We start from the raw sequence: 20,358 nt of genomic DNA on the forward strand, positions 1-20,358 counted from the left end.
GGGGAGGGCGCGTCAGCCGACGCGCCGCCCCTGCACCCAGACGCCGCGCACGGCCCCGGTGTTGATGCCGGTGCTTGCGATCCGCGTGACGCGGATCAGATCGGCCCGTGCGCCGACAACCAGCCGCCCGCGATCATGCAGATCCACCGCATCGGCGGGCGCCGCCGTCACCGTCGCGATCCCGCGCGCCAGATCGCCCCACAGATCGCCCAGCATCAGCGCCGCCGACAGCAGCGCCGAGGGCACGTAATCAGACGACACAATATCCAGCAGACCGGCCTCGGCCAGCTCATGGGCTGCGATATTGCCGCTATGCGATCCGCCCCGGATCAGGTTTGGCGCGCCCATCATCACCTTGATGCCGTGATCGTGGCAGGCGCGGGCGGCCTCCAGCGTGGTGGGGAACTCTGCGAAATGGCAGCCATGCCCGGCGCTGACCGCGACCTGAGGCGCGGTCGTGTCGTCATGGCTGGCCAGCACTGCGCCATAGCGCCGCGCCTCGGCCACGGCGGTCGCCTCGTGCGCGGCGCCGACACGGGCGCGCAGGGCCTGCTGATCGGCGATGTGATCGGCGAATTCCTCCTCGGACAGGCCCTGCTTGCCGCAGACATATTCCTTCAGCTTGCTGACATCGCGGAACTGACGCTCGCCCGGCGTGTGATCCATCAGGCTGACGATGCCGATGCGGTCCAGCGGGCCGAACTTGGCCATTTCCTCGATCAGCGTCTGCGAGCAGATCTCGGCCCGCAGATGCAGGAAATGACTGATCCGCAGCGCCGCCTTGGCGCGCAGGTCAAGGATCTCGTCGGCCAGCGCGCGGGCGTATTCGCCAAAGCCCGCATTGTTGTTGGTGATGACCGATCCCACCCGCAGCGCATCGAAGACGGTCGTGATGCCCACGCTGCACAGTTCCGCGTCATGGGCGATGATGGCGGCCTGATGGGGCCAGTTCACGCGCGGACGCGGTTCGATATGGCGCTCCAGATTGTCGGTGTGCAGCTCGATCAGGCCGGGCATGACCAGATCGCCGTCGCAATCCAGCGCGCCATGGGGGATGTCGCGGCCTTTGCCGATGGCGGCGATGCGGCCTTCGCGCAGCACGACATGGCCGTGAAAGGTCTCATCGGGCAGCACCAGCAGGGCATTGGCAAGGATCGTATCGGTCATAGGGGCATTTCCGGTCTTGAGGCAAAGGGTCAAAGCGGGTGATCTGGCAGCATTCTGTCACAGGGGCGTGACAATCGGCGGTTATGGCGGGGCATGATGACGAATTTTAAACGATACGCGGTGTATTACGCGCCTGAACCCGGCGCCTTTGCCGATCGCATGGCCGCATGGCTTGGCTGGGACATTGCCGCCGGAGAGGCGCGGGCGCAACCCGATCTGCCGGGTCTGCCGCGGGATGCCGCCGATCTGACCCGCGCGCCCGGAAAATACGGCTTTCACGGCACAATCCGCGCGCCGTTCCGGCCGCTCTGCGACGAGGCCACTTTGATCGCCGCGCTGGACGCCTGCACCGCAGATCTGGCGCCGGTGCGCTGCGACGGGCTGGCGGTCCGCGATCTGCACGGCTTTCTGGCGCTGATGCCCGAGGGCTGCGACGCGGCCCTGCGCGCCCTGGGCGAGGCGGTGATGCGCGCCACCGATCCGCTGCGCGCGCCCCTGACCGAGGCCGAGATCGCGCGCCGCCGCCCCGAAACCCTGACCCCGCGCCAGCGCGAGCTGCTGGACCGCTGGGGCTATCCCTTTGTCATGGAACAGTTCCGCTTTCACCTGACCCTGACCGACCAGCTGCCCCAGCCTGACCGCGCCCCGGTCATGGCCGCTCTGTCGGCGCATCTGTCGCCGGTCCTGCCGCGCCCCTTCGTGATCGGTGATCTGTGCCTTGTGGCCGAGGATGCGGGCGGCCGGTTCCATCTGCGTCACCGCGCGGCGCTGGCAGGCTGAAGCGCCGCCAGCAGCCGCGCCGCACCCTCATCGGGCGTGCCGTCATTGATGACGGTGGTATAGGCGATCCCCGGCGGCATCTGAAAACCGGCGCGGTCCAGCCGGGCGGCGATGTCTTCGGCGGTTTCGCGCCCCCGCGCCGCCAGCCTTTGTGCCAGCAGGGAAACCGGCGCCGTGACCAGCACCACGCGCAGCCCCGGCAGCCGTGCCTGCGCCTGCGGCAGCGCCGCGCGGCTGCCGTTGAAGATCACCGGGCCGGGGGCGGCAAGCTGATCCTGCGGGATGCCATAGGCCAGCCCATGCGCGCGCCAGTCCAGCGCAAAGCGCCCCTCGGCCTGCATCCGGGCAAAGGCGTCTTCCGTCACGCCCTCGAAATCCTCGCCGCCCGCATCCGAGGGGCGGGTGATGACCCGCCGCACCAGCCGCAGACCGGGCCGCAAGGCCTGCGCGCCCGCGATCAGCAGATCCTTGCCCGCCCCGGACGGACCGACCACGGCGACGATCATGCGGGCCTCGTGGGTGTAAAGCCGGTCACATCGACCAGCCGGTCGCAGACGCGGGCGCGGGCGTCCTGATCGTGAAAGATCCCCAGAATGGCGGCGCCGCGCGCCTTGGCCTCAAGGATCAGCGCCAGCACCACCTCGCGGTTGGCAGCGTCAAGGCTGGCGGTCGGCTCGTCCAGCAGCAGCACCGGGAAGGGGTGGACAAAGCCGCGCGCGATGTTCACCCGCTGCTGTTCGCCACCCGAGAAGGTCGTGGGCGACAGCGACCACAGCCGGCGCGGGATATTCAGCCGCCACAGCAGGCATTCGGCGCGTTCGCGGGCGCGGGTCTCGGGCACCCCAAGCGCGCGCAGAGGCTCGGCCACCACATCCAGCGCGGGCACGCGCGGCAGCACGCGCAGGAACTGGCTGACATAGCCAAGCGTCTCGCGGCGCAACCGGATGACGCGGCGCGGCTCGGCACCGGCCAGTTCGGTGCCCGCGATGCGGATCGAGCCGCCGCCGGGCAGGTAATTGCCATGGATCATCCGCATCAGCGTGGACTTGCCTGCGCCTGACTGCCCCACCAGCCCCACGCATTCGCCGGGGCCGACATGCAGGTTTGCGCCCGCCATCACCGGGATGACCGCGCCACCCTGATTGTGCAGCGTGAACGATTTTGAAAGGTTTTCGACGCATATCATGGGCTCAGACCTGCAGAACAGAGGAGACGAGAAGCTGCGTATAGGCATGCTGCGGATCATCAAGCACCTGATCGGTCAGGCCCTGTTCCACCACGCGGCCCGATTTCATCACCATCAGCCGGTCCGCCAGAAGGCGCACGACGGCCAGATCATGGGTGACGATAATGACCGACAGCCCCATATCGCGCACCAGCCCGCGCAGCAGATCCAGCAGCCGGGCCTGAACGCTGACATCCAGCCCCCCGGTGGGTTCGTCCATGAACACCAGACGCGGGCCGGTGACAAGGTTGCGCGCGATCTGCAGGCGCTGCTGCATGCCGCCCGAAAAGGCGGTGGGGCGGTCGTCGATGCGGTCTTCGTCGATCTCGACCCGGCCCAGCCAGTCGGTGGCCGCCGCGCGGATCTGGCCGTAATGGCGATGCCCGGTCGCCATCAGCCGCTCGCCCACATTGGCGCCCGCGCTGACGCCCATGCGCAGCCCCTCGCGCGCGTGCTGGTGGACATAGGCCCATTCGGTGCGCGCCAGACGGCGGCGTTCGGTTTCCGGCATCGCCAGGACGTCGCGCCCGTCATAGGTGATGCGGCCCGCATCCGCGCGTTGCAGCCCGGCCAGACAGGACAGCAACGTCGATTTGCCCGAGCCGCTTTCGCCCACGATCCCCAGCACCTCGCCGGGGTAAAGCTGAAAGCTGACATCGGTGCAGCCGATCCGTGGCCCGTAATGTCGCGCCAGCCCCTCGACCGTCAGGATCGGGGCGGGGTCGGTATGGTCCTTCATGCGACCTCCGCGGCCAGACGGCCCTTGTGCCCCGCAGCCGAGCGGGTGGTGCAGAAATCGGTGTCGGAACAGACGAACATCCGCCCGCCCTGATCGTCGGTGATGACCTCGTCCAGATAGCTGTCGGTCGCGCCGCACAGATCGCAGGCATGGTCGGGCTTGCTGGCCTGAAACGGGTGGTCCTCGAAATCGAGGCTGACCACCTGCGTATAGGGCGGCAGGGCATAGATGCGCTGCTCGCGCCCGGCGCCGAACAGCTGGATCGCCGGGCAGTCCGACAGTTTGGGGTTGTCGAATTTCGGGATCGGCGAAGGGTCCATGACATAGCGCCCCTCGACGCGCACCGGATAGGCGTAAGAGGTCGCGATCCGGCCGTGGCGGGCGATGTCCTCATACAGTTTCACATGCATCAACCCGTATTCCTCCAGCTCGTGCATCTTGCGGGTCTCGGTCTCGCGCGGTTCCAGAAAGCGCAGGGGTTCGGGGATGGGGACCTGATAGACGAGGATCTGATCCTCGGTCAGTGCGGTCTCGGGGATGCGGTGGCGGGTCTGGATCAGCGTGGCCTCGATCGTGGCCTGCGTGACCGCGACGCCTGCGGTGCGCTGAAAGAACTTGCGGATGCTGACCGCGTTGGTGGTGTCATCGGCGCCCTGATCAATGACCTTCAGCCGGTCCTCGGGCGTCAGGCAGGCGGCGGTCAGCTGCACGCCCCCGGTGCCCCAGCCGTAAGGCATCGGCATCTCGCGGCTGGCAAAGGGCACCTGATAGCCGGGGATCGCCAGCGCCTTGAGGATCGCGCGGCGGATCATCCGCTTGGTCTGCTCATCCAGATAGGCGAAGTTGTATTCGCTCATAGCAGGCCCCGCGCGGTCAGATCCGCCTCAAGCGCTTCGGGCGTGGTGAAGTGATGCGCGGCCATCCCCGCCGCCTGTGCGCCTGCTACATTTTTGGGGCTGTCGTCGATGAACAGGCAATCTGCGGCCGCCACGCCCGCGCGCGCGCATAGCAGGTCAAAGATGCGGGGGTCGGGCTTGATGATGCCTTCCATACCCGAGACGATCGTGGTGCCGAAGGCGCGGCCAAGGCGGGGATGCGTGGCCAGCCCGATCGGCCATGTCTCGGCCGACCAGTTGGTGATGGCGTGGATGGGATGGCCCCGCGCGCGCAACCGCTCCATCAGCGCCCAGGTGTCCTCGATCGGCTCGGCAATCGAGGCTGCATGACCCGGCAGATAGGTCAGAAAGATGGCGCGGTCCTGCGGGTCGTCGATTTCCAGGGCCAGCGCCGCGAAGGTCTCGCCCCCATCGGCGCGCAGGTTCAGCGCCGGAAAATCCACACGGGCCAGAAACTCCAGCACCCGCGCGCGATCGCCCAGCAGCGGCAGAAAGGCAGCAACCGGGTCCCAGCGGACCAGCACATTGCCGATGTCGAATACGATGGCGGTCATTCGGCGGCCTCCTTGAATGCCCCGGCGCGCAGGTCGCGCACCAGCTCCAGTTCCGCCTGAAAATCGACGTAATGGGGCAGTTTGATATGTTCCAGAAAGCCGGTCGCCTGAATGTTGTCGCAATGGGACAGCACAAACTCGGCGTCCTGCGCGGGCGCGCCGCTGGCATCCTCGCCCAGCTCCTGCCAGCGCAGGGCGCGGTCGACCAGCGACACGGCGATGGCCTTGCGCTCGGACTGGCCCAGAACCAGACCGTAACCACGGGTGAATTGCGCGGGTTCCGTGCGCGAGCCCTTGAACTGGTTCACGGTTTCGCATTCGGTCAGCTCGATCTCGCCGATCTCGATGGCGAAGCCCAGCTCGGGGATCTCCATCTCTACGGCCACGCGGCCGATGCGCAATTCCCCGACAAAGGCATGGGTGCGCCCGTATCCGCGCTGGGTCGAATAGGCCAGCGACAGCAGGAACCCCTCGTCGCCGCGCGCCAGGGCCTGCAGGCGCAGGGCGCGGCAGGCGGGCAGTTCCAGCGGCTGCCGCGTCAGGTCGGGGGCGGGGCTGTCATCGGGCGCGACAGGCTCGATCAACCCGGCGCGGTCGAGGATCTGCGTCACATGCGGCATGGGCGCAGGGTCGGGCGTGCCCAGAGGTGCGGGATCGACGGCGGCGGCCTCGGTAAAGTCCAGCAGGCGGTGGGTATAGTCGAAGGTCGGCCCCAGCACCTGCCCGCCGGGCAGATCCTTGAACGTGGCCGAGATGCGCCGGTCCACCGCCATCGCGCCCGTATCGACCGGAACCGAGGCGCCAAGCCGGGGCAGGGTGGTGCGATAGGCGCGGATCAGGAACACGGCCTCGATCAGGTCACCCCGCGCCTGCCGGATCGCCAAAGCGGCCAGATCGGGGTCATACAGCGAGCCCTCGGCCATCACCCGGTTCACCGCCAGCGTCATCTGGCTGCGGATCTGGGCCACCGACATCAGCGGCAGATCGGGATCGCCGCGCCGTTCCTCGGCCAGCCAGGCGTGGGCGTTGTCGATGGCGCGCTCGCCCCCTTTGACGGCGACATACATCAGACGTCCTCCACGACGGTGCTGCGCGGCAGGCAGGCCAGCCGGTCGCCGCAAGTGAAGATGAAATCCAGCCCCATCGGGAACAGCGCCCGGTTGGCGCCAACGGGCGCGGTGCCGGGCAGCGACAGGCGGGCGTGATCGCGGATGCCCGGCCCGGTCAGGCGCGCGCCGTCGGCCTCAAGCCTTTCCAGCTCTACGATCAGCGTGGCCGAGCGGTCGGGATAGTCGGGCAGGCCGATGTCGAAGCGGTCCAGCGGCAAAAGGTCGCGCCAGCGGCCAAGGGCAAGCTGCGCCCTGGCCGCCGGGGTCAGCGCTGCGCCGGTGTGAAAGCGGATCCAGTCACGGACGGGCGCGTGGTCGGCGGGACCGGCCAGATGCAGCGCGGTCGAGGGATCCGCCAGCAGCAGCAGGACCGAGGCTTGCGCCGCCCCGAGGGGCGCGGGCGGATCGACCAGCCGCAGATCATGCAGCGTGCCGGGCCGTGCCATCGCCTGCATCAGGATGCGAAAGCCGCGGGCGCTGTCGGTTGCGGGACTGGCGAGACCAGCGATCATGCGTCTTCTCCGCGTTGCAGGGTGAAGAACTCGACGCGGGTGGCCGCGGCCTTGGCAGCGCGCGTCGTGCGGGCGGCGTGGGTCTCGGCGCGCAGGCCCTCCAGCAGGGGGGCCAGACGCGCGGCCTCGGGCGTTTGCATCAGCGCGTCAATGGCTGCGGCGCGGCCTGCATGGGCGTGCGAACGTCCCTGCACATGTCCGTGCCCCACCGTCCCGCAGGGCAGGCGCAGGGCGCAGCGTGTCACGGTCACCTCGCCGATATTGAACGGCGCGCCGGTCGCATTGATGCGGCCCTGCACCATGACCGTGCCGGTCTCGGGCGCGCGCAGGACCTCGTGCGGGGGCAGATCGGGCAGGATGGTGGCCAGCCGTTCAGGTGCCGTGCGCGCCATCAGCGACAGCCAGCCGCGACGATCCGGATCAGAGGCCACGAGGGGGCGGGTGGGCGAGGGAGCAGACATCTTGCGGATTTGTCCAGATACCTATACAACTAGACAAGTCTTAGCGTGGGTGGTGGCCCGGCTCAACCGGAAGTGTGTGAATTTTCCATGACGGACAGGGTTCCGACTGACAGGGTGCGTCTGTGGCAGGCCATCGCCGCCACGCTGCGCGCCGAGCTTGAGACCGGGCATTACCGCCCCGGCTGTCGGCTGCCGACCGAGGCGCAGCTGTCGGCGCGGTTCGGCGTCAACCGCCACACGGTGCGTCACGCGCTGGCCGATCTGGCCGAGGCGGGGCTGGTCAATGCGCGGCGCGGAGCGGGGGTGTTCGTGACGGCACGGCCCACGGAATATGCGCTGGGGCGCCGGGTCCGGTTCTCGCAGAATCTGGCGGCGACGGGACGTGCCGGCTCGCACCGCTTTACCCGGCTTGAGACGCGTCCCTGCGATGCGGTCGAGGCGGCGGCGCTGGCGCTGTCCCCCGGCGATCTGGTCCATGTGATCGAGGGGCTGTCGCTGGCGGATGGGCAACCGCTGGCGCTGTTCCGGTCGGTGCTGCCGGGGTGGCTGCGGGGGCTGCTGGCGCAGGCCGAGGCGCATCAGTCGATCACCGCCGCGCTGGCCGCCTGCGGGGTGGGCGACTACACCCGCGCGAGCACGCAGATCACCGCCAAACTGGCCACAGCCACGCAGGCGGTGGCGCTGCAAGTTCCGCAAAAGGCGCCGATCCTGCGCTCGGTCGCGGTGAATGTCGATGCCGGGGGGCGGCCGGTGGAATATGGGCGCACCTGGTTTGCGGGCGACCGGGTGTCGCTGGTTCTGCAGGATCGCGGTTAGGCGCAGTGGTCGGTCAGGGCCGGGGCATGACTGGCTCAGGCTGGGGCCGAGCAGCCCGTTCTGCCGGGACTTCATCCGCGCGCATCGGATGCTGTCATAGGGAGACGGGCTGATTTTCGTGCTGCCCTGATCCGCTCAGCTGTGTCACCTGGTGATCCACAGGCGCGCGCTGTCGGGTGCAATGATGCGCAGCTGCCCCCCGCCCGGACCGATGGCAAACGAGCCCCGGCGGCTGATCTGTTCCTCATCGCAGTCGGAATGGCGCGCGCCAAGGCACAGCGTCTGTGTCGCGTCCGTGCAGGGGGCCTCGGGTGTCGGCGTACAGAGATGGATCACCCGCGCGGGGCCTGACCGGTCGTCCAACGTCAGTGTCAGGAGACGCTGCGCGCGGTCGGGATCAGCGGGGATCACGCCCGCGATCTCGCCCCCGCCCGCCGCGAAGGTGAATTCATCGCGGCCATCGCCGAGCGCGGTCACCCGTGGCGCAAGGCGCATCGCGGCACGCCCCATCGTCTGTGTCCAGCCCGGAGGCCGGAGCCCCCCGCCACCGGGCGCGGTCAGCATCACCGCGGTGAAGACCGCGCCAATGACGACGAGCCCGATCAGCAGCCAGCGCATGGTGCGGGCGTCGGGGCCAGGGGGACAGAGCAGGTCATCTAGGGTCGTATATTCCAGTTGAATCCTGGGTTTTCACGCCTGATCTGGTCCATGAGGTCGACCAGATCAGGTGTGACTCTCGGCCTGATGATCGGGTCAAAGATGCAGAACGGCGGGCAGCGAACGTTTTGCGAAGGCGGTTGCTGCGGCTGGCGCAGGCTGGCCAGCCGCACCTCATCCAGCACGATGGTATTGCCATTGCGCGACAAGGCCGGTGCAAAACGCACGTCAAAACCGGTGTCGCCCAGCTTGAGCAGCACATCGGCGGGGAAATCGGCATTCGGGAACTGACAGATCAGCGATGTGCAGGCCCCGGTTGGTGCCTTGACGGTCAGTTGGGCCGTCGTGCCGGAGGCCAGGGTCCGACCCTCTGCAGGGACATGCGACAGCACCGTCATGGGCGCGCCGTCCCCGGCCCCGTCCAGCGAAAAGCGCACGGGGTTGCCAAAGCTGGCCACGATGATGGCGGCGGCGGCAGGATCCTGCCCCACAAAAATGGGCATCGGCACACCTTCTTCAACCGGCCGCAACACGAACCACGCCCCTGCGCCGACCACCGCCAGCACCATCACGGCAGCCACGGCGATGGCCCAACGCGGGATGCGCATACGCCCTTTCTTCGGGGGCGCGGCGGGTTCGGGCAGGGTGAAGGCCACGACCGGACCAAGGGTCACGTCGACATCGGGGTCGTCCACTGCCACCACGCGCAGGCGAAAGCCGTGGCTGCCCGCGGCCACACCGGCGGGCGGGTGGATGAGGGCCTCGACCTCATGCGTCCCGCCATATTCGAAATCACGCTCGATCTCGGCGGGCGAGGTGGCGGGGGCGCCGCCAAGTGCCAGCCAAGCGGGATCGGCGCCGTTCGCGGGTTCGATCCGGATGCGACCGGACTGCGCGCGCGGGCCCATGTTGCGCACGGTGAACCGGACCTTGCCCTGCGGCATCCGGCCATCCGGGCCGGGGGGCTGCAGTTCCAGCCGCACCGGAGCGTCACTGATCTGAAAGCTGGTCATGGCGGGTCTCCTCGGGGGCTGGCGGCAGGATATGGGTCTCAAAGGTGGTGAAGGCGGGCTTTTCCGCCGCCACGATGCGCAGGATCAGGCCGGTGCGGGCGGCGGCAGCGGCGGGGATGCCAAGGCGGAAATGAAAGGGCGTGCCGGGATCCTCGTCGACCGCAAAGCCTGCGATGCCGGTTGCGGCGGTCAGAAAGCGGATCAGACTGTCCGCCGTGCCGCGATTGCGGCCAAGGGATGCAGCGATGGCGGTCAATTCGCGCAGATCGCCGGGATGGGGGGCGTTCGCGCCGCCCTCGGCCATGGGGCGCAGATAGCGGCCAAGGCCCACCCAACCGGCCAGCACCGGCACCAGCCGGTCGGGGGCGCGGCGCGGATCGGTCAGCGCGGACGGATCGTCGATCGCGGCCTCGACCGAACCATGCAGCGCCGCCATCACCCCGACCAGCGCCTGCGTGACCGAACCTTCGGTCATGTGGCGCTGCCAGATGCGGGGCAGCATCAGGGCGATGTCGTCACTCTTCATCGGTGCGCGCCCTGTCCTGGAGGTCGGAAAAGACCTGTATGTCATGGTCGCTGGCGCAGAACAGCCAGCGGGCGGGCAGGGGCACCTGATCGGCAAACCGGCGCCCCCCGGCGGGCTGAAAGTTCAGCCCCGCCGCATCGCCCGCAAACAGCCCCCGCGGCCCGCCCGCGATCAGCCGCTGCTCGCCACCCCGGCCAATCGCCACGGCGCGCAGCGGCAGCAGCCGTTCGCGCGTATCGTCGATGGGCAGCCCGGAACTGAGCGTGGGCGCGCGCCAGACCGCATCGCGGGTCAGATCGTCGATGACCAGAGCGCCGCCGTCGCGGGTGGCCGCTGCCACGCGGTGTCCGTCCAGATCGAAATCGAGGCAGGACCCGCCGCGCCAGCCCTGCCCGATCTCCTCCCATCCGGCGGGGTCCAGCCCGCCGTCGCGGATGCCGATGCGCATCAGCCCCTGTCCGGTCGCCCCCGCCTCGGCCAGCATCGCGGCCCACAGCCACAGCTGCCCGCCGCTGCGATGAAAGCGCAGACGGCGGATGTCGCGCCCCTGCGAGCCGGGCAGCAAGCGGAAGCCGCCCTCGGATGACAGCCAGACGCCGCCCTTCTGGCGGGCGGCGACGGCGGCGAATTGCTGGCCCGCCGCCGTGGTGCCCGAGGCTGCGGCGTAATACCCCTCATGTGTCGTGTCGGCGCCGGTGGTGACGGGCTGCAGCCCGCGCGCGCCGTCGCGGTCGGTGCGAAAGACGCCCTTGTCGGTCGCCAGCAGGATCCAGTGACGGTTGTCGCGGCGTACCATCGCCAGATCGTTGACGGGATGTTCGACCAGCTCCAGATCGGTCCAGCTTTCGCCACAATCGCGCGAGATCCACAGCCGCGACCGCTGATCCGCCGCGCGTCCGATCAGCGCCAGAAAGCCCGGCACCTCGGGGTCGGTGGCGATGGCTGTGGGGGGGTAGGCGTCGCTGTCCAGCACCCGTTCCCAACTGGCGGCATTGTCCAGCGAGCGGTAAAGCCCGTCCTCCAGCAGCGCATAGATGCAGCGTGGCTGGTGAGGATCGCCCGCCAGTGCCGCGACCGGCCCCTCGGCCCCTTCGGATGCGGTCAGCACGATGCGTTCGGCATAGCGGACGCCGGGCTCTTCCAGGATCGTCTCGTACACGTCCGACACCCTGAGGGCGCGCCCGAAACGCCAGCCCGACGCCGGTTGCAGCAGACGGTTCAGGCGGCGGATGATGCGCGCCTGCATCGCGGCCGCGTCCTCGGACGGTGCAATCGCGACGCGGCCCGAGACGCCGACGGCGAGGCAGCGGCCCCATCTGACATCGGTGCGCACGCCGATGGGGCGATGGGTGTCCAGCGCGCCCGATATGCGCTGACGCAGCAGCGGGGTGCGATGGGCCGCGATGGCCCCGGCGGTCACCGCGCCGGTGGCGGGGTCGGGCTCGACCGAGGGCAGGGCCAGCACCTCGACCAGACCGGGGGTGCCGAACACCCAGCGGTCGCGCTGCGCGGCGGCGGCGGCGCGGGCCACGCCGCCCGCCGTCAGCGCCACCTGTTCGAAATCGGACGCGGTGACGGCGCAGTCCAGCGTGCGGATATCGCCGCGTGCGCGCGCCAGAAAGGCGGCCTGTGTCTCGGCATCCTCGCCGCCCGAGGCGCGGTCGGGATTGCGGATCAGGATGCCGGGCAGCGGTTTGCGCAGGCTGGTCAGCACATCGGCGGCGACATTGCCCGCCCGCCCGCCGCCGGTCAGATACCACGCACGGATCTGCGCACCCTCGGGCGGCACGGCAGCCCCTGCGGCCCGGCCCGAGCCTGTGCCATCGCCAAAGGTCACCCGCCCCGTCACCCGGTCCAGCACATAGACCTGTGCGTCCTGCCGGGCCGAAAACCCCGCCACCTCGGACCACAGCACAAAGATGCGGCCGTCGGTGGTGATGGTCGGCGCATCGCCCGTCGCCTGACCGGCGGTGATCTCGACGCCGATGCGCAGCACCTCGGTCTCTCCCATCGCGCGCAGCAGGGGCGCGCGGCGCAGGGTGAAGGACTGGCCGCGATCGCCATTGCCATGCCCGATCAGCTCTGCCGCGACATGATCGGCGTGGATCGCGGTGACCTCGGCCATGGCCTCGCCCGCGGTCAGCGTCACCGGCGCCACGGTCGCAAACACCACCGTGCCTGCGCTGTCCGAGACCTGGGTGCCCGCAGGCAGGGTCAGCGGCGTCAGCGGCATGTCGGGCGCCCGCGTGATCTGCAACCGGACCTGAGCGGCGGCGGGCGGCAGCGGCGTCACACCCAGCAGTTTCAGCAATTCGACATGCAGCCGGGCGGGCAGGCGGTTCAGCCGGTAGAGCATGGTTTCCGTCAGCCAGGCATAGACCTCGATCAGGGTCATGCCGGGATCGCCCGGCGTCAGGTCGGTCCAGTCGGGGCAGCTGCGGCGGATCAGGGCGGTCGCCTCGTCGACCAGATCGGCAAAGCTGCGGCGGTCCAGCGCGTCATCGTCACGTTTCATCGCGGCCCCCGGTCTGTGGCGTGGCATCAGGTGGCGGGCCGTCGAGGTCCAGGGACAGGGCAAGACGGTCATCGGTCTGCGCGGCGCGGATGCGGTAATCCAGCCAGATCCACAGCCGCGCGGGCGGCCCCGAGGGATCGCGCCCCGCATCAAGGCGGATGATCTGCACCTCGGGCAGCCAGCGCTGGACGGACTGGCGCACATAATGGATCGCCAGCCCGGCGGTGGTGTCGTCATTGGGCGCAAACATCAGCCGGTCCAGCGGGCAGCCGTATCCGGGGCGCATCACCCGCTCTCCCGGCACCGTCGCCAGCAGCAGCATCAGCCCCTGACGGACCCGCGCCGGGCCGCCCACCATCGCGATCCCGCCCGAAAGTGTCAGCGCCGGGCCGCCCGAAAGGCCGCCGGGCACATCATCAAAGAACCGCCATCCGGTCGCTGCGCGCATCTAGTCCCCGATCCCGATCCAGTCCTGCCGGGGGTCGCGCACCAGAAACGGCACCACGCCCAGCTTGCTCCAGTTCGTGCGCCCCACGGCGCTGTCCTTGCAGACCGCCCGCCCCTCGATGGTGACGAACGAGGAATAGGTCGGACCGCGGCTGACCCCCACCGTCTGCGTGCAGGGCGGGGTCATCGGCGTCGCATGGGGGCAGGCGCGGATCGGGCGATCCTCAAGATCAGGCTCGACCAGCACCGGCTGCCCCTCGATCCGCACCAGATCCTGCGAGGGCGCCAGCGTGACGCGGCCGCCATGCGTGCAGTAGACAGTCGAGAGGTCGGTCAGCACCTGCGGCATGGTCTAGCCCTTTTCGAAATTGATGGCGGCGGCGCGGATGGTCAGGGTGCGGCCCGGCGCCTCGATCAGCAGATCGCCGGCGGCCGCCATCCGCATCCGACCCGGCGAAAGATCCAGAACGCTGCCCTCGCGGTTGGACAGGTGCAGCCGCCCGCCCTTGCCCGACAGATGCACCGACTGCCCGTCGCCGCTGCGCAGGACGATGCCGCGCGGCGTGTCGGTGGCCCGCTGGGGCAGGGCCTGTTCGCCGTAAAGCCCGCCGATCACCAGCCCGAATGACGGATCGCCCTGCGGCAGCAGGACCAGAACCTGATCGCCCGGATCGGGCAGCGCGGCCACACCCCGGCGCGGCCCGGCCCCGGCGGCGACGACATGCATCCACACGCCCTCGGCCAGACCCAGATCGGCAAGCTGCACCTGACAGCGACCCAGCCGGGCGGGGTCATCGACCGCCAGCACCTGCCCGATGCTTGTCGTCGTCGCAGCCGGGCTGGCCGGGCGCTGCGGCGGTTCGGTCGAGAATTCGGTGACATAGCCCTGAGCCGCAGTCAGGCGGTGGGTGGTGCGGGTCAGCACATATTGCCCGCCAAGCCCGGCATCCACCCCCTCCAGCCGGATGATCCGGCCGGGGATCAGCCGCGCGTCGCCCTCGGCCAGCCCTTCGGCCACGACGGTCCGGGCCAGCGCGCGTTCCAGACTGGCCGCCGCCAGCGCCTCGGCCCCCGCGTCGCTGTCGGTCGCATGGTTCAGCAGGTGGCGCGGACTGTGGCCGGTGACCGGGCCGGGGTCGCGCATCTCGACCTGGTCCTGCCGCGCGGTCGCGACCTGCGCCTGCCGGTTCTGCAGGGTCAGCCGGTCGCGCCCGGCGATCCGGACCGAGGGCAGCCACTGCCCGGCACGCGAGGTGACGCGCAGCGCGTGCAGCCCTTCGTCGGGACGCAGGGCGACCGCATCATCGCTGTCGCCCGCCAGCGACATCAGCACCAATGTGCCCCCTCTCAGAACCGGGTAAAGCCCCGCGCCCGCCGCCACATCGGCCAGCAGGTCCAGATCGGTCTGCTGCTGTTGCAGGATCAGGCCGTGAACCGGCGCGTCCTCGGGGCAATGGCTGTCCAGCCCCAGTTCCCCGGCCAGATGCGCGGCCAGATCCGCCGCCGACATATCGCGCAGCGCCAGCATCGACTGGCGGCAGGCCAGCGCCTGCATCCCGTCACGCGCGGTGATCGTGGCCACAGGCGGGCCGCCCGCGCTGTAGCTGAGCGCGATGTCGGTCACCTCGCCGGAAAACAGCGGCTCGGGCGCGCCCCGGACCGACAGGCCGATCTGCACGCCCGCGCGCAGGGCCTGGGGCAGATCGGGGCGGTGGAACGCCAGCTCAATCTCCAGCGCGGCAGGGGCGCCGAGGGACTGGTGCAGGCTCAGTCCGCTCAGCGCACTGACCAGCGGCGCAGGGAACGGCGCCCCGTCCAGCGTCAGGATCATCGGGCGGGTCATGGCGCGGCCCCCGTGACCGGTGGCACCGTCAGGACCGTGCCGGGAGGAATGTTCAGCGGATCGTCGATCTGGCTGGCCGCCGCGATGACCGGCCAGAAGGCGGGCGAGCCAAGCATCTGATCGGCAAGCAGATAAAGCGGTGTCGCACTGTTGCCCCCGGCATCCGAGACCGCCTGCACGAACTGGGCACCTTCGGTCAGCTGCGGGTCCGCATCCGGCATCACGTCGCCCCCGGACATCGCCGCCCCGGACATTGCAGGCAGGGCGGTCGGGGCCGCGACGGGCGGTTCGGGCACGCGCCGCAGACGCAGGCTGATCCACGACCGCTGGGGTGCGCCGCCGCTGCCGAACCGCTCCAGTCGCTCGGCGATGGCGGTGACCGCGACGGGCATGTTCCACGCGCGCCCCCAGATAAAGCGGACAATGCTGCCGGCGGGCACGGGCGCGACCGGATCGGCGAGGCTCCACAGCGGCCGGGTCAGGTCGCGGACATCGGGGTCGGCGCGCGCAATGGCAGGCTGGGTTGACGGCGGATCGGCCCGCTGCGGCACCGGACCTGCCGGGTCGGGGCGGTCCGTCAGTTCGGTGTCGAACAGCAGGCGCAGCTCCAGCTCGGTCACACCGCCGCCGGTGGCGATCAGCGGATCATCGGCCAGCCCCGCCCCCAGAATGGTGCCCCCACGTGTGGCCCGGCTGCGCAAACCCGCGCGGCGGGTGATGGTCAGATCTTCGGGGTTCAGAAGCGCCGGGATCCGCCGCCCCTCGGGTTCGACCAGAAAGACTATCCGTTCCAATTCCTGGCCTCCTGATCGGGGCGCGGCGCGGCCCATCGGCCGGGCATCTCTGACTCGGGGTCGGCGCTGGCAGGTCCGTCGTCGCAGGCTGGCAGCGCGGGCCAGAGGGCCGGGGCGGGTGACCGTGCAAAGGGTGCCGGGACCGTGGCGGGCGGCGTGTTCATCGCGGGCCAGTCTGCCAATGCAGGGCGGCCGGGTGGCGGGCTCGCGACGAACAGGGTGGTCCGTGGCGGGTCGGGCGGCCGCACGGACAGGTGCAGCGCCGGTGCGGCGTGCGGCTGCGGTGGCGCCGGGAAGGCCGCAGGCGGGCTGGCGATCCTCGGAGGTGCTTGCAGGCCGGGGGGTGGCGCCGGATCATCCATCATCGCCACGGGCCATGCCGGGTCCGGGGCGGATGACGGGGCGGATGACGGGGATTGTGTCGGGCGATACCCGGGCGTCGTCCTGGCGGAGGGCGTCGTGGCACAGGGCGTCAGGGCGGGCTGCGGAGGGGCGTCCGGTGCGGGCGACATGACCGGGGATGAAAAGCGCGGCGGCGCAGGCGCGGCGCGACGGGGCGCTGCGGGAAAGGCCGGGGACGTGGGTGCCGCGATGAACCAGTCGGCGGATGCGAAGACCGGCTGCGACAGGCGCGGTCGCGCTGGTCGCGTCCAGGGCAGGACGGTGGTGTCGGCTGCCTGCGCAATGGCGCGCGGCCAGTCGCGACAGGCTGCGGGCCGGGCGGGCGCGGGGCCGGGATCGGGGCCGGGATAGGGTGGCGCCGGATCCATGCGGGCGGCGACCGGCTGCGGCGGTGACAGCGGCGTTGGTGGGTCCTGCCCTGTGACCGCCCAGCCCGGCATGTCCGCCGCGGGCAGGGGCCGCGTGCCAAGACGGGCGGCGATCTGGCGCAACCATGCCTCGGGCGCGCCGGGATAGCGGCGGCGCAGAACGTCCAGCGGATCGGGCACGGGTTGCGGCGCGGCGCGGACGATGGTCGCCGCCCTGCGGTCCAGCCATGCCGACAATGCCAGCATGCTGCGGGCAAGCCCCCTGACCAGCGGTCCCGGCACCGCGCCCATCGCTATCCCCTTTCAAGACGGTCAAAGGCCAGCTTGAGCGTCTCGATCGCCACCTCCCGTCCAAGGGTGTCAAGGCAAGCGCCCTGCCATTCGCTTGGCCAGGCGTTGAACAGGTTCCAGCGCAGAACCTCGCTGGTGCCGTCAGTGCCGAACATGATGATCGAGATATTGCGCCTGTCCACCCGCCCGCTGACCGAGGTCTGCATCCATGCCCACAGCTCGGTCCCCTGACTGAGCCCGTAGCGCAGCGTTGCCTCGGCATATTCGACCGGGCCGGGAAGGCTGCGCACGATCTGACCCGCGCCGGCCTCGCGGTAGCGGATCGGATGGACGCGTGCGCCCAGACCGCTGACAGCGGTGAACTGCCCCGCGACCATGCCCGCAATCTCGACATGAAAGTTGAAATTGCGCACCGGCTGTTGTTCGGCTGAGGCGTTCATGGATTGCGGTTCGGGCATGGCCGGTCTCCGGTCAGGGGTCGGAAATGGAGGTCAGAGCGTTTCGGCGCTGCTTTGACCGATGCGGAAAATCACGAACTCGGCGGGTTTGACGGGGGCGACGCCGATCTCGATCACCACGCGGCCCGCGTCGATCACCTCGGGCGGGTTCGTCTCGGCGTCGCATCTGACAAAGAACGCCTCTTCGGGGGTGGTGCCCTGCAGCGCGCCCTGTCGCCAGAGCAGCATCAGAAAGGCCGAGACGTCGCGGCGGATGCTTTTCCACAGGCGTTCGTCATTGGGCTCGAACACGACCCATTGCGTGCCGCGCCGGATGCTGGCCTCCATCATGATGAACAGCCGCCGGACCGGGACATAGCGCCATTCCGGGTCCGAGACGGTCAGCGTGCGCGCGCCCCAGACCAGCACCCCGCGCCCGGTCATGAAGCGGATCACGTTGACGCCCGCCGGGTTCAGCACACCCTGTTCGGCATCGTTCAGCCGCTGCGTCAGCCCCAGCGCACCGCGCACGGCGACATTGGCGGGCGCCTTGAAGACGCCACGCTCGACATCGGTGCGGGCATAGATCCCGGCCAGATGCCCCGAGGGGGCGACGGCGACGATTTTTGCGGGCTCCAGCGGGTCGCGGACCATCAGATGCGGCACATAGACCGCGCCATAGCCGCGCGCGCTTTCGCGCGGGCGCAATGCGGTCGCGGCGGGCTTGTCCTTGTCAGGGCCCTCGCCCGCCCCGCCCGGACTGGACGCTTTGGCAGACCCCACGCGGGTCAGGGCCGCGATATCGGTGCAAGTGGCGGGCCCGTCGAGGATCGCAAAGCAGGTCGTCAACCCCTCGCAATGGGTCAGCAGCGCGTCATAGGTCGCAGCGTCCGTCCAGCCCGGCGCGGCCACCATCGAGATGTCGTCGTATCCGGTCAGGGCTTCCAGCGCATCCGACAGCCCGGCGCGGCTGGTGTTCACGACATAGGCGCGGCTGCCGCCGTTCAGGAAATACCCCGCAAGCGCATGGCTAAGCGGGGTCGATGCCGCGCCGTCGCCCACAAAGATGTCGCGGAACTGGCCCCAGTTGACGACGGCCACAGGCTCGCCCGGATGGGCGCCAGACCGGGGGGCTTCACCGATAAAGGCGGCGGTGGTGGTGCCGACCGCCTCAATCGGGCGGGCGCCGTTGCTGACCTCTTCGATATAGATGCCGGGCGTCAGATACTGGGCCAAGGCGGTCTCTCCTTATGATCCGGGCCGCGAGGGGGCGTGGGACTGGCCTGCATTGATCACCGCAGGCTCCAGCACCGGCGGGGCGTGGCGCGCACGGGCTGGCCGCTCGGCGACGATCTCAAGATAAAGCCCGGCGCCGGGTTGCGGTCCGAAACGGTCGTGCGCCGTGGCCGAGGCCAGCACCTCGACCGGAATCAGCGCGCCGTCGGGTCCATGCGCAATGGGGTTTTCCAATGCCGCGAACATAATCTCGCACAGGACCCGGTGGCCGTCTTCGGGGCGGGCAAAGGGCGCGGTCAGACGATAGGTCATGCGCACCCGCAGCGGCCGCGATCCATCCAGACGATTTGGCAGGAAGTGTTCGACCGCGCCGACATCGCACAGCGCCATGCAGATGCAATCCCCGGCAGGCTGGCCTGTATCCACGATCTGCACCGGAATATCGGGCAGATGCTGTTTCAGCCAGTTCTGAAGCAAATCGGTCGTCATTCAGACAGCCCCACCGAGTCCGATAAATCAACGCGCAGTGCAAATAAACAAGCCTCTAAGGTAAACGGTAGCATGGCAGAAAACAAAAACAAGACAGGAGTAATGCCGTTATCCGCAAGATCATCTTTGACATGAAATGACTTTATAAATCATATAATTATGCATGTAGTGCAAGATTGAGACGGGATCAGAGCCTCAGGGCGCGATAATCGCGAGGGAGTATTTTACCGAAGCTGATAGCAGGCATTTTACGACAACCCGATATAACCGCTGATATAAAATTCTCACATTCCTCTATTCACTTTTCACGGTCCGTCTTTGAGGTGATGCACCTGTTGCGCCAGGCCGGTGCGTCGGGGCTATACTGGGGTTCTGTCGGGTCTTGGTCTTGCGCCAGAGGCATCCATGAAGCTGATTTTTGTCCTGCTGGCCATTCTGGCCTTCGTGCTGGCTTTTCTGGCCGAGCTGGGTCTGGGCATTCTGCTGGGGCCGGGCGGGCAGGGGGCGACACCGGGGATCGGCATCCGGATGCTGGCGCTGATCGACGTGGCGCTGATCTGGGCACTTGTGCTGATGCTGGCCGAGATGACGCTGCCCACCGGGCGCCTGATGCGGCTGCAGGGGATCGTGACGCTGATCGGCGCGTTTTTCGGCGTGATTGGCGGGATCGTGCTGATTTTCGGGACGTTTACGCTGCTGATCCTGATGCTGTCCTTGCTGGTGGCGGTGCCGTTCGGAACCGCTGTCTATCTTGCCGCATGGGGCAGTTTTCCAACCGGCGCCGCAGGGGCGGCGCTGGCGCTGATCATGCTGCTCAAGCTGGCGGGGGCGGGTTTTCTGGTGCTGGCCAGCCCGGCGATGCTGAAGAACAAGGGGCTGATGGTGCTGCTGCTGTTCAGTCTGGGATCGACTTTTCTCACCGGCTTTCTGATCGCCTTCGTGCCGGGCATCATCGCCTCGATCGCAGATGCGATCGGGGCGCTGATCTCGGCCATTCTGGGAACGATCTGGCTGCTCGTGGTGCTGATCGGCGCGGTCTTTGCAGTGATCCGGATGCTGCGCTCGGTCGTGCCCGACTGAC

24 protein-coding genes are annotated in these 20,358 nt (G+C 69.1%); 3 read left to right on the forward strand and 21 right to left on the reverse strand.

Features of this window, described 5'->3' with window-relative positions; genetic code table 11:
• Positions 1-12 precede the first annotated feature (12 nt).
• Positions 13-1,167 (reverse strand): alpha-D-ribose 1-methylphosphonate 5-triphosphate diphosphatase, encoded by a 1,155-nt coding sequence (locus tag ACK41U_RS04630; protein ID WP_409676661.1) that lies wholly within the window; start codon positions 1,165-1,167, stop codon positions 13-15.
• Between the two features lie 96 nt (positions 1,168-1,263).
• Here ACK41U_RS04630 and ACK41U_RS04635 point away from each other — a divergent pair, with 96 nt between their 5' ends.
• Positions 1,264-1,947 (forward strand): DUF1045 domain-containing protein, encoded by a 684-nt coding sequence (locus ACK41U_RS04635; RefSeq protein WP_409676664.1) that lies wholly within the window; start codon positions 1,264-1,266, stop codon positions 1,945-1,947.
• Here ACK41U_RS04635 and phnN read toward each other — a convergent pair.
• The 8 genes from phnN to phnG are packed head-to-tail and all read right to left on the reverse strand — an operon-like array spanning position 1,923 to position 7,443.
• Positions 1,923-2,453 carry a phosphonate metabolism protein/1,5-bisphosphokinase (PRPP-forming) PhnN gene (gene phnN / locus ACK41U_RS04640; RefSeq protein WP_409676667.1) on the reverse strand — a complete coding sequence of 177 codons (531 nt, stop codon included), beginning with the start codon at positions 2,451-2,453 and terminating at the stop codon, positions 1,923-1,925. The genes ACK41U_RS04635 and phnN overlap by 25 nt on opposite strands.
• Positions 2,450-3,133: a phosphonate C-P lyase system protein PhnL gene (gene phnL / locus ACK41U_RS04645; RefSeq protein ID WP_409676670.1), complete on the reverse strand. Its 684-nt coding sequence runs from the start codon at positions 3,131-3,133 to the stop codon at positions 2,450-2,452. Before phnL ends, phnN begins: the two co-directional genes overlap by 4 nt.
• Positions 3,134-3,137: 4 nt before the next feature.
• Positions 3,138-3,911, reverse strand: coding sequence for a phosphonate C-P lyase system protein PhnK (gene phnK, locus ACK41U_RS04650; RefSeq protein WP_409676673.1), 774 nt, complete (start codon positions 3,909-3,911; stop codon positions 3,138-3,140).
• Entirely contained in the window at positions 3,908-4,768 is an 861-nt protein-coding gene (locus ACK41U_RS04655) for an alpha-D-ribose 1-methylphosphonate 5-phosphate C-P-lyase PhnJ (RefSeq protein WP_409676676.1), read from the reverse strand. Before ACK41U_RS04655 ends, phnK begins: the two co-directional genes overlap by 4 nt.
• Positions 4,765-5,361, reverse strand: a complete 597-nt coding sequence (locus ACK41U_RS04660) for an HAD-IA family hydrolase (protein ID WP_409676679.1) — start codon at positions 5,359-5,361, stop codon at positions 4,765-4,767. Before ACK41U_RS04660 ends, ACK41U_RS04655 begins: the two co-directional genes overlap by 4 nt.
• Positions 5,358-6,428, reverse strand: coding sequence for a carbon-phosphorus lyase complex subunit PhnI (locus ACK41U_RS04665; RefSeq protein ID WP_409676681.1), 1,071 nt, complete (start codon positions 6,426-6,428; stop codon positions 5,358-5,360). The genes ACK41U_RS04660 and ACK41U_RS04665 overlap by 4 nt, the downstream gene beginning before the upstream one ends.
• Positions 6,428-6,982: a phosphonate C-P lyase system protein PhnH gene (gene phnH, locus ACK41U_RS04670; protein WP_409676684.1), complete on the reverse strand. Its 555-nt coding sequence runs from the start codon at positions 6,980-6,982 to the stop codon at positions 6,428-6,430. Before phnH ends, ACK41U_RS04665 begins: the two co-directional genes overlap by 1 nt.
• Complete coding sequence (gene phnG, locus ACK41U_RS04675) at positions 6,979-7,443, reverse strand: phosphonate C-P lyase system protein PhnG (protein WP_409676687.1); 465 nt, start codon at positions 7,441-7,443, stop codon at positions 6,979-6,981. The genes phnH and phnG overlap by 4 nt, the downstream gene beginning before the upstream one ends.
• A gap of 87 nt (positions 7,444-7,530) precedes the next feature.
• Between phnG and phnF the strand changes: the two genes are divergently transcribed.
• Positions 7,531-8,259, forward strand: coding sequence for a phosphonate metabolism transcriptional regulator PhnF (gene phnF, locus ACK41U_RS04680; protein WP_409676690.1), 729 nt, complete (start codon positions 7,531-7,533; stop codon positions 8,257-8,259).
• A gap of 144 nt (positions 8,260-8,403) precedes the next feature.
• On the opposite strand, the gene ACK41U_RS04685 is transcribed toward phnF, so the two are convergent.
• Genes ACK41U_RS04685 through ACK41U_RS04740 form a run of 12 tightly spaced genes read right to left on the reverse strand, consistent with a single transcriptional unit; the run spans position 8,404 to position 19,277 of the window.
• Positions 8,404-8,877 (reverse strand): hypothetical protein, encoded by a 474-nt coding sequence (locus tag ACK41U_RS04685; RefSeq protein ID WP_409676692.1) that lies wholly within the window; start codon positions 8,875-8,877, stop codon positions 8,404-8,406.
• A gap of 38 nt (positions 8,878-8,915) precedes the next feature.
• The gene (locus tag ACK41U_RS04690; RefSeq protein ID WP_409676695.1) at positions 8,916-9,929 is read right to left on the reverse strand and encodes a hypothetical protein; all 1,014 of its coding nucleotides are present in this window, start codon (positions 9,927-9,929) and stop codon (positions 8,916-8,918) included.
• Positions 9,907-10,455 carry a phage tail protein gene (locus tag ACK41U_RS04695; protein ID WP_409676698.1) on the reverse strand — a complete coding sequence of 183 codons (549 nt, stop codon included), beginning with the start codon at positions 10,453-10,455 and terminating at the stop codon, positions 9,907-9,909. The genes ACK41U_RS04690 and ACK41U_RS04695 overlap by 23 nt, the downstream gene beginning before the upstream one ends.
• Positions 10,445-12,970: a putative baseplate assembly protein gene (locus ACK41U_RS04700; RefSeq protein ID WP_409676701.1), complete on the reverse strand. Its 2,526-nt coding sequence runs from the start codon at positions 12,968-12,970 to the stop codon at positions 10,445-10,447. The genes ACK41U_RS04695 and ACK41U_RS04700 overlap by 11 nt, the downstream gene beginning before the upstream one ends.
• A complete protein-coding gene (locus ACK41U_RS04705; protein WP_409676704.1) occupies positions 12,960-13,418 on the reverse strand; it encodes a GPW/gp25 family protein in 459 nt (152 codons plus the stop codon). The genes ACK41U_RS04700 and ACK41U_RS04705 overlap by 11 nt, the downstream gene beginning before the upstream one ends.
• Complete coding sequence (locus ACK41U_RS04710; protein WP_409676707.1) at positions 13,419-13,766, reverse strand: hypothetical protein; 348 nt, start codon at positions 13,764-13,766, stop codon at positions 13,419-13,421. It abuts the gene before it with no gap.
• Positions 13,767-13,769: 3 nt separating this feature from the next.
• Positions 13,770-15,260, reverse strand: a complete 1,491-nt coding sequence (locus ACK41U_RS04715) for a phage baseplate assembly protein V (protein ID WP_409676710.1) — start codon at positions 15,258-15,260, stop codon at positions 13,770-13,772.
• Positions 15,257-16,054 (reverse strand): hypothetical protein, encoded by a 798-nt coding sequence (locus tag ACK41U_RS04720; protein ID WP_409676713.1) that lies wholly within the window; start codon positions 16,052-16,054, stop codon positions 15,257-15,259. Before ACK41U_RS04720 ends, ACK41U_RS04715 begins: the two co-directional genes overlap by 4 nt.
• A complete protein-coding gene (locus ACK41U_RS04725) occupies positions 16,042-17,115 on the reverse strand; it encodes a hypothetical protein (RefSeq protein WP_409676716.1) in 1,074 nt (357 codons plus the stop codon). The genes ACK41U_RS04720 and ACK41U_RS04725 overlap by 13 nt, the downstream gene beginning before the upstream one ends.
• Positions 17,116-17,117: 2 nt before the next feature.
• Positions 17,118-17,573 (reverse strand): phage tail protein, encoded by a 456-nt coding sequence (locus ACK41U_RS04730; protein WP_409676718.1) that lies wholly within the window; start codon positions 17,571-17,573, stop codon positions 17,118-17,120.
• 33 nt (positions 17,574-17,606) lie between these two features.
• Positions 17,607-18,788, reverse strand: a complete 1,182-nt coding sequence (locus ACK41U_RS04735; RefSeq protein WP_409676720.1) for a phage tail sheath family protein — start codon at positions 18,786-18,788, stop codon at positions 17,607-17,609.
• 12 nt (positions 18,789-18,800) lie between these two features.
• Complete coding sequence (locus ACK41U_RS04740; RefSeq protein WP_409676723.1) at positions 18,801-19,277, reverse strand: hypothetical protein; 477 nt, start codon at positions 19,275-19,277, stop codon at positions 18,801-18,803.
• A 405-nt stretch (positions 19,278-19,682) separates the two neighbouring features.
• Here ACK41U_RS04740 and ACK41U_RS04745 point away from each other — a divergent pair, with 405 nt between their 5' ends.
• Positions 19,683-20,357 carry a hypothetical protein gene (locus ACK41U_RS04745; RefSeq protein WP_409676726.1) on the forward strand — a complete coding sequence of 225 codons (675 nt, stop codon included), beginning with the start codon at positions 19,683-19,685 and terminating at the stop codon, positions 20,355-20,357.
• The last annotated feature ends 1 nt before the right edge of the window (position 20,358 follow it).

This window comes from Paracoccus sp. (in: a-proteobacteria) (assembly GCF_046289755.1).
Classification (GTDB): Bacteria; Pseudomonadota; Alphaproteobacteria; order Rhodobacterales; family Rhodobacteraceae; genus Paracoccus.

Bases quoted from the DNA above. Each gene is read 5' to 3' on its own strand.
- ACK41U_RS04635 (WP_409676664.1), top strand. From the start codon at position 1,264: ATGACGAATTTTAAACGATACGCGGTGTATTACGCGCCTGAACCCGGC.
- phnF (WP_409676690.1), top strand. From the start codon at position 7,531: ATGACGGACAGGGTTCCGACTGACAGGGTGCGTCTGTGGCAGGCCATC.
- ACK41U_RS04705 (WP_409676704.1), bottom strand. From the start codon at position 13,418: ATGCGCGCAGCGACCGGATGGCGGTTCTTTGATGATGTGCCCGGCGGC.
- ACK41U_RS04655 (WP_409676676.1), bottom strand. From the start codon at position 4,768: ATGAGCGAATACAACTTCGCCTATCTGGATGAGCAGACCAAGCGGATG.
- ACK41U_RS04665 (WP_409676681.1), bottom strand. From the start codon at position 6,428: ATGTATGTCGCCGTCAAAGGGGGCGAGCGCGCCATCGACAACGCCCAC.
- ACK41U_RS04730 (WP_409676718.1), bottom strand. From the start codon at position 17,573: ATGCCCGAACCGCAATCCATGAACGCCTCAGCCGAACAACAGCCGGTG.
- ACK41U_RS04700 (WP_409676701.1), bottom strand. From the start codon at position 12,970: ATGAAACGTGACGATGACGCGCTGGACCGCCGCAGCTTTGCCGATCTG.
- ACK41U_RS04660 (WP_409676679.1), bottom strand. From the start codon at position 5,361: ATGACCGCCATCGTATTCGACATCGGCAATGTGCTGGTCCGCTGGGAC.
- phnK (WP_409676673.1), bottom strand. From the start codon at position 3,911: ATGAAGGACCATACCGACCCCGCCCCGATCCTGACGGTCGAGGGGCTG.
- ACK41U_RS04745 (WP_409676726.1), top strand. From the start codon at position 19,683: ATGAAGCTGATTTTTGTCCTGCTGGCCATTCTGGCCTTCGTGCTGGCT.
- phnL (WP_409676670.1), bottom strand. From the start codon at position 3,133: ATGATATGCGTCGAAAACCTTTCAAAATCGTTCACGCTGCACAATCAG.
- ACK41U_RS04685 (WP_409676692.1), bottom strand. From the start codon at position 8,877: ATGCGCTGGCTGCTGATCGGGCTCGTCGTCATTGGCGCGGTCTTCACC.
- ACK41U_RS04630 (WP_409676661.1), bottom strand. From the start codon at position 1,167: ATGACCGATACGATCCTTGCCAATGCCCTGCTGGTGCTGCCCGATGAG.
- ACK41U_RS04715 (WP_409676710.1), bottom strand. From the start codon at position 15,260: ATGACCCGCCCGATGATCCTGACGCTGGACGGGGCGCCGTTCCCTGCG.
- ACK41U_RS04690 (WP_409676695.1), bottom strand. From the start codon at position 9,929: ATGACCAGCTTTCAGATCAGTGACGCTCCGGTGCGGCTGGAACTGCAG.
- ACK41U_RS04695 (WP_409676698.1), bottom strand. From the start codon at position 10,455: ATGAAGAGTGACGACATCGCCCTGATGCTGCCCCGCATCTGGCAGCGC.
- phnN (WP_409676667.1), bottom strand. From the start codon at position 2,453: ATGATCGTCGCCGTGGTCGGTCCGTCCGGGGCGGGCAAGGATCTGCTG.
- ACK41U_RS04740 (WP_409676723.1), bottom strand. From the start codon at position 19,277: ATGACGACCGATTTGCTTCAGAACTGGCTGAAACAGCATCTGCCCGAT.
- phnH (WP_409676684.1), bottom strand. From the start codon at position 6,982: ATGATCGCTGGTCTCGCCAGTCCCGCAACCGACAGCGCCCGCGGCTTT.
- phnG (WP_409676687.1), bottom strand. From the start codon at position 7,443: ATGTCTGCTCCCTCGCCCACCCGCCCCCTCGTGGCCTCTGATCCGGAT.
- ACK41U_RS04710 (WP_409676707.1), bottom strand. From the start codon at position 13,766: ATGCCGCAGGTGCTGACCGACCTCTCGACTGTCTACTGCACGCATGGC.
- ACK41U_RS04725 (WP_409676716.1), bottom strand. From the start codon at position 17,115: ATGGGCGCGGTGCCGGGACCGCTGGTCAGGGGGCTTGCCCGCAGCATG.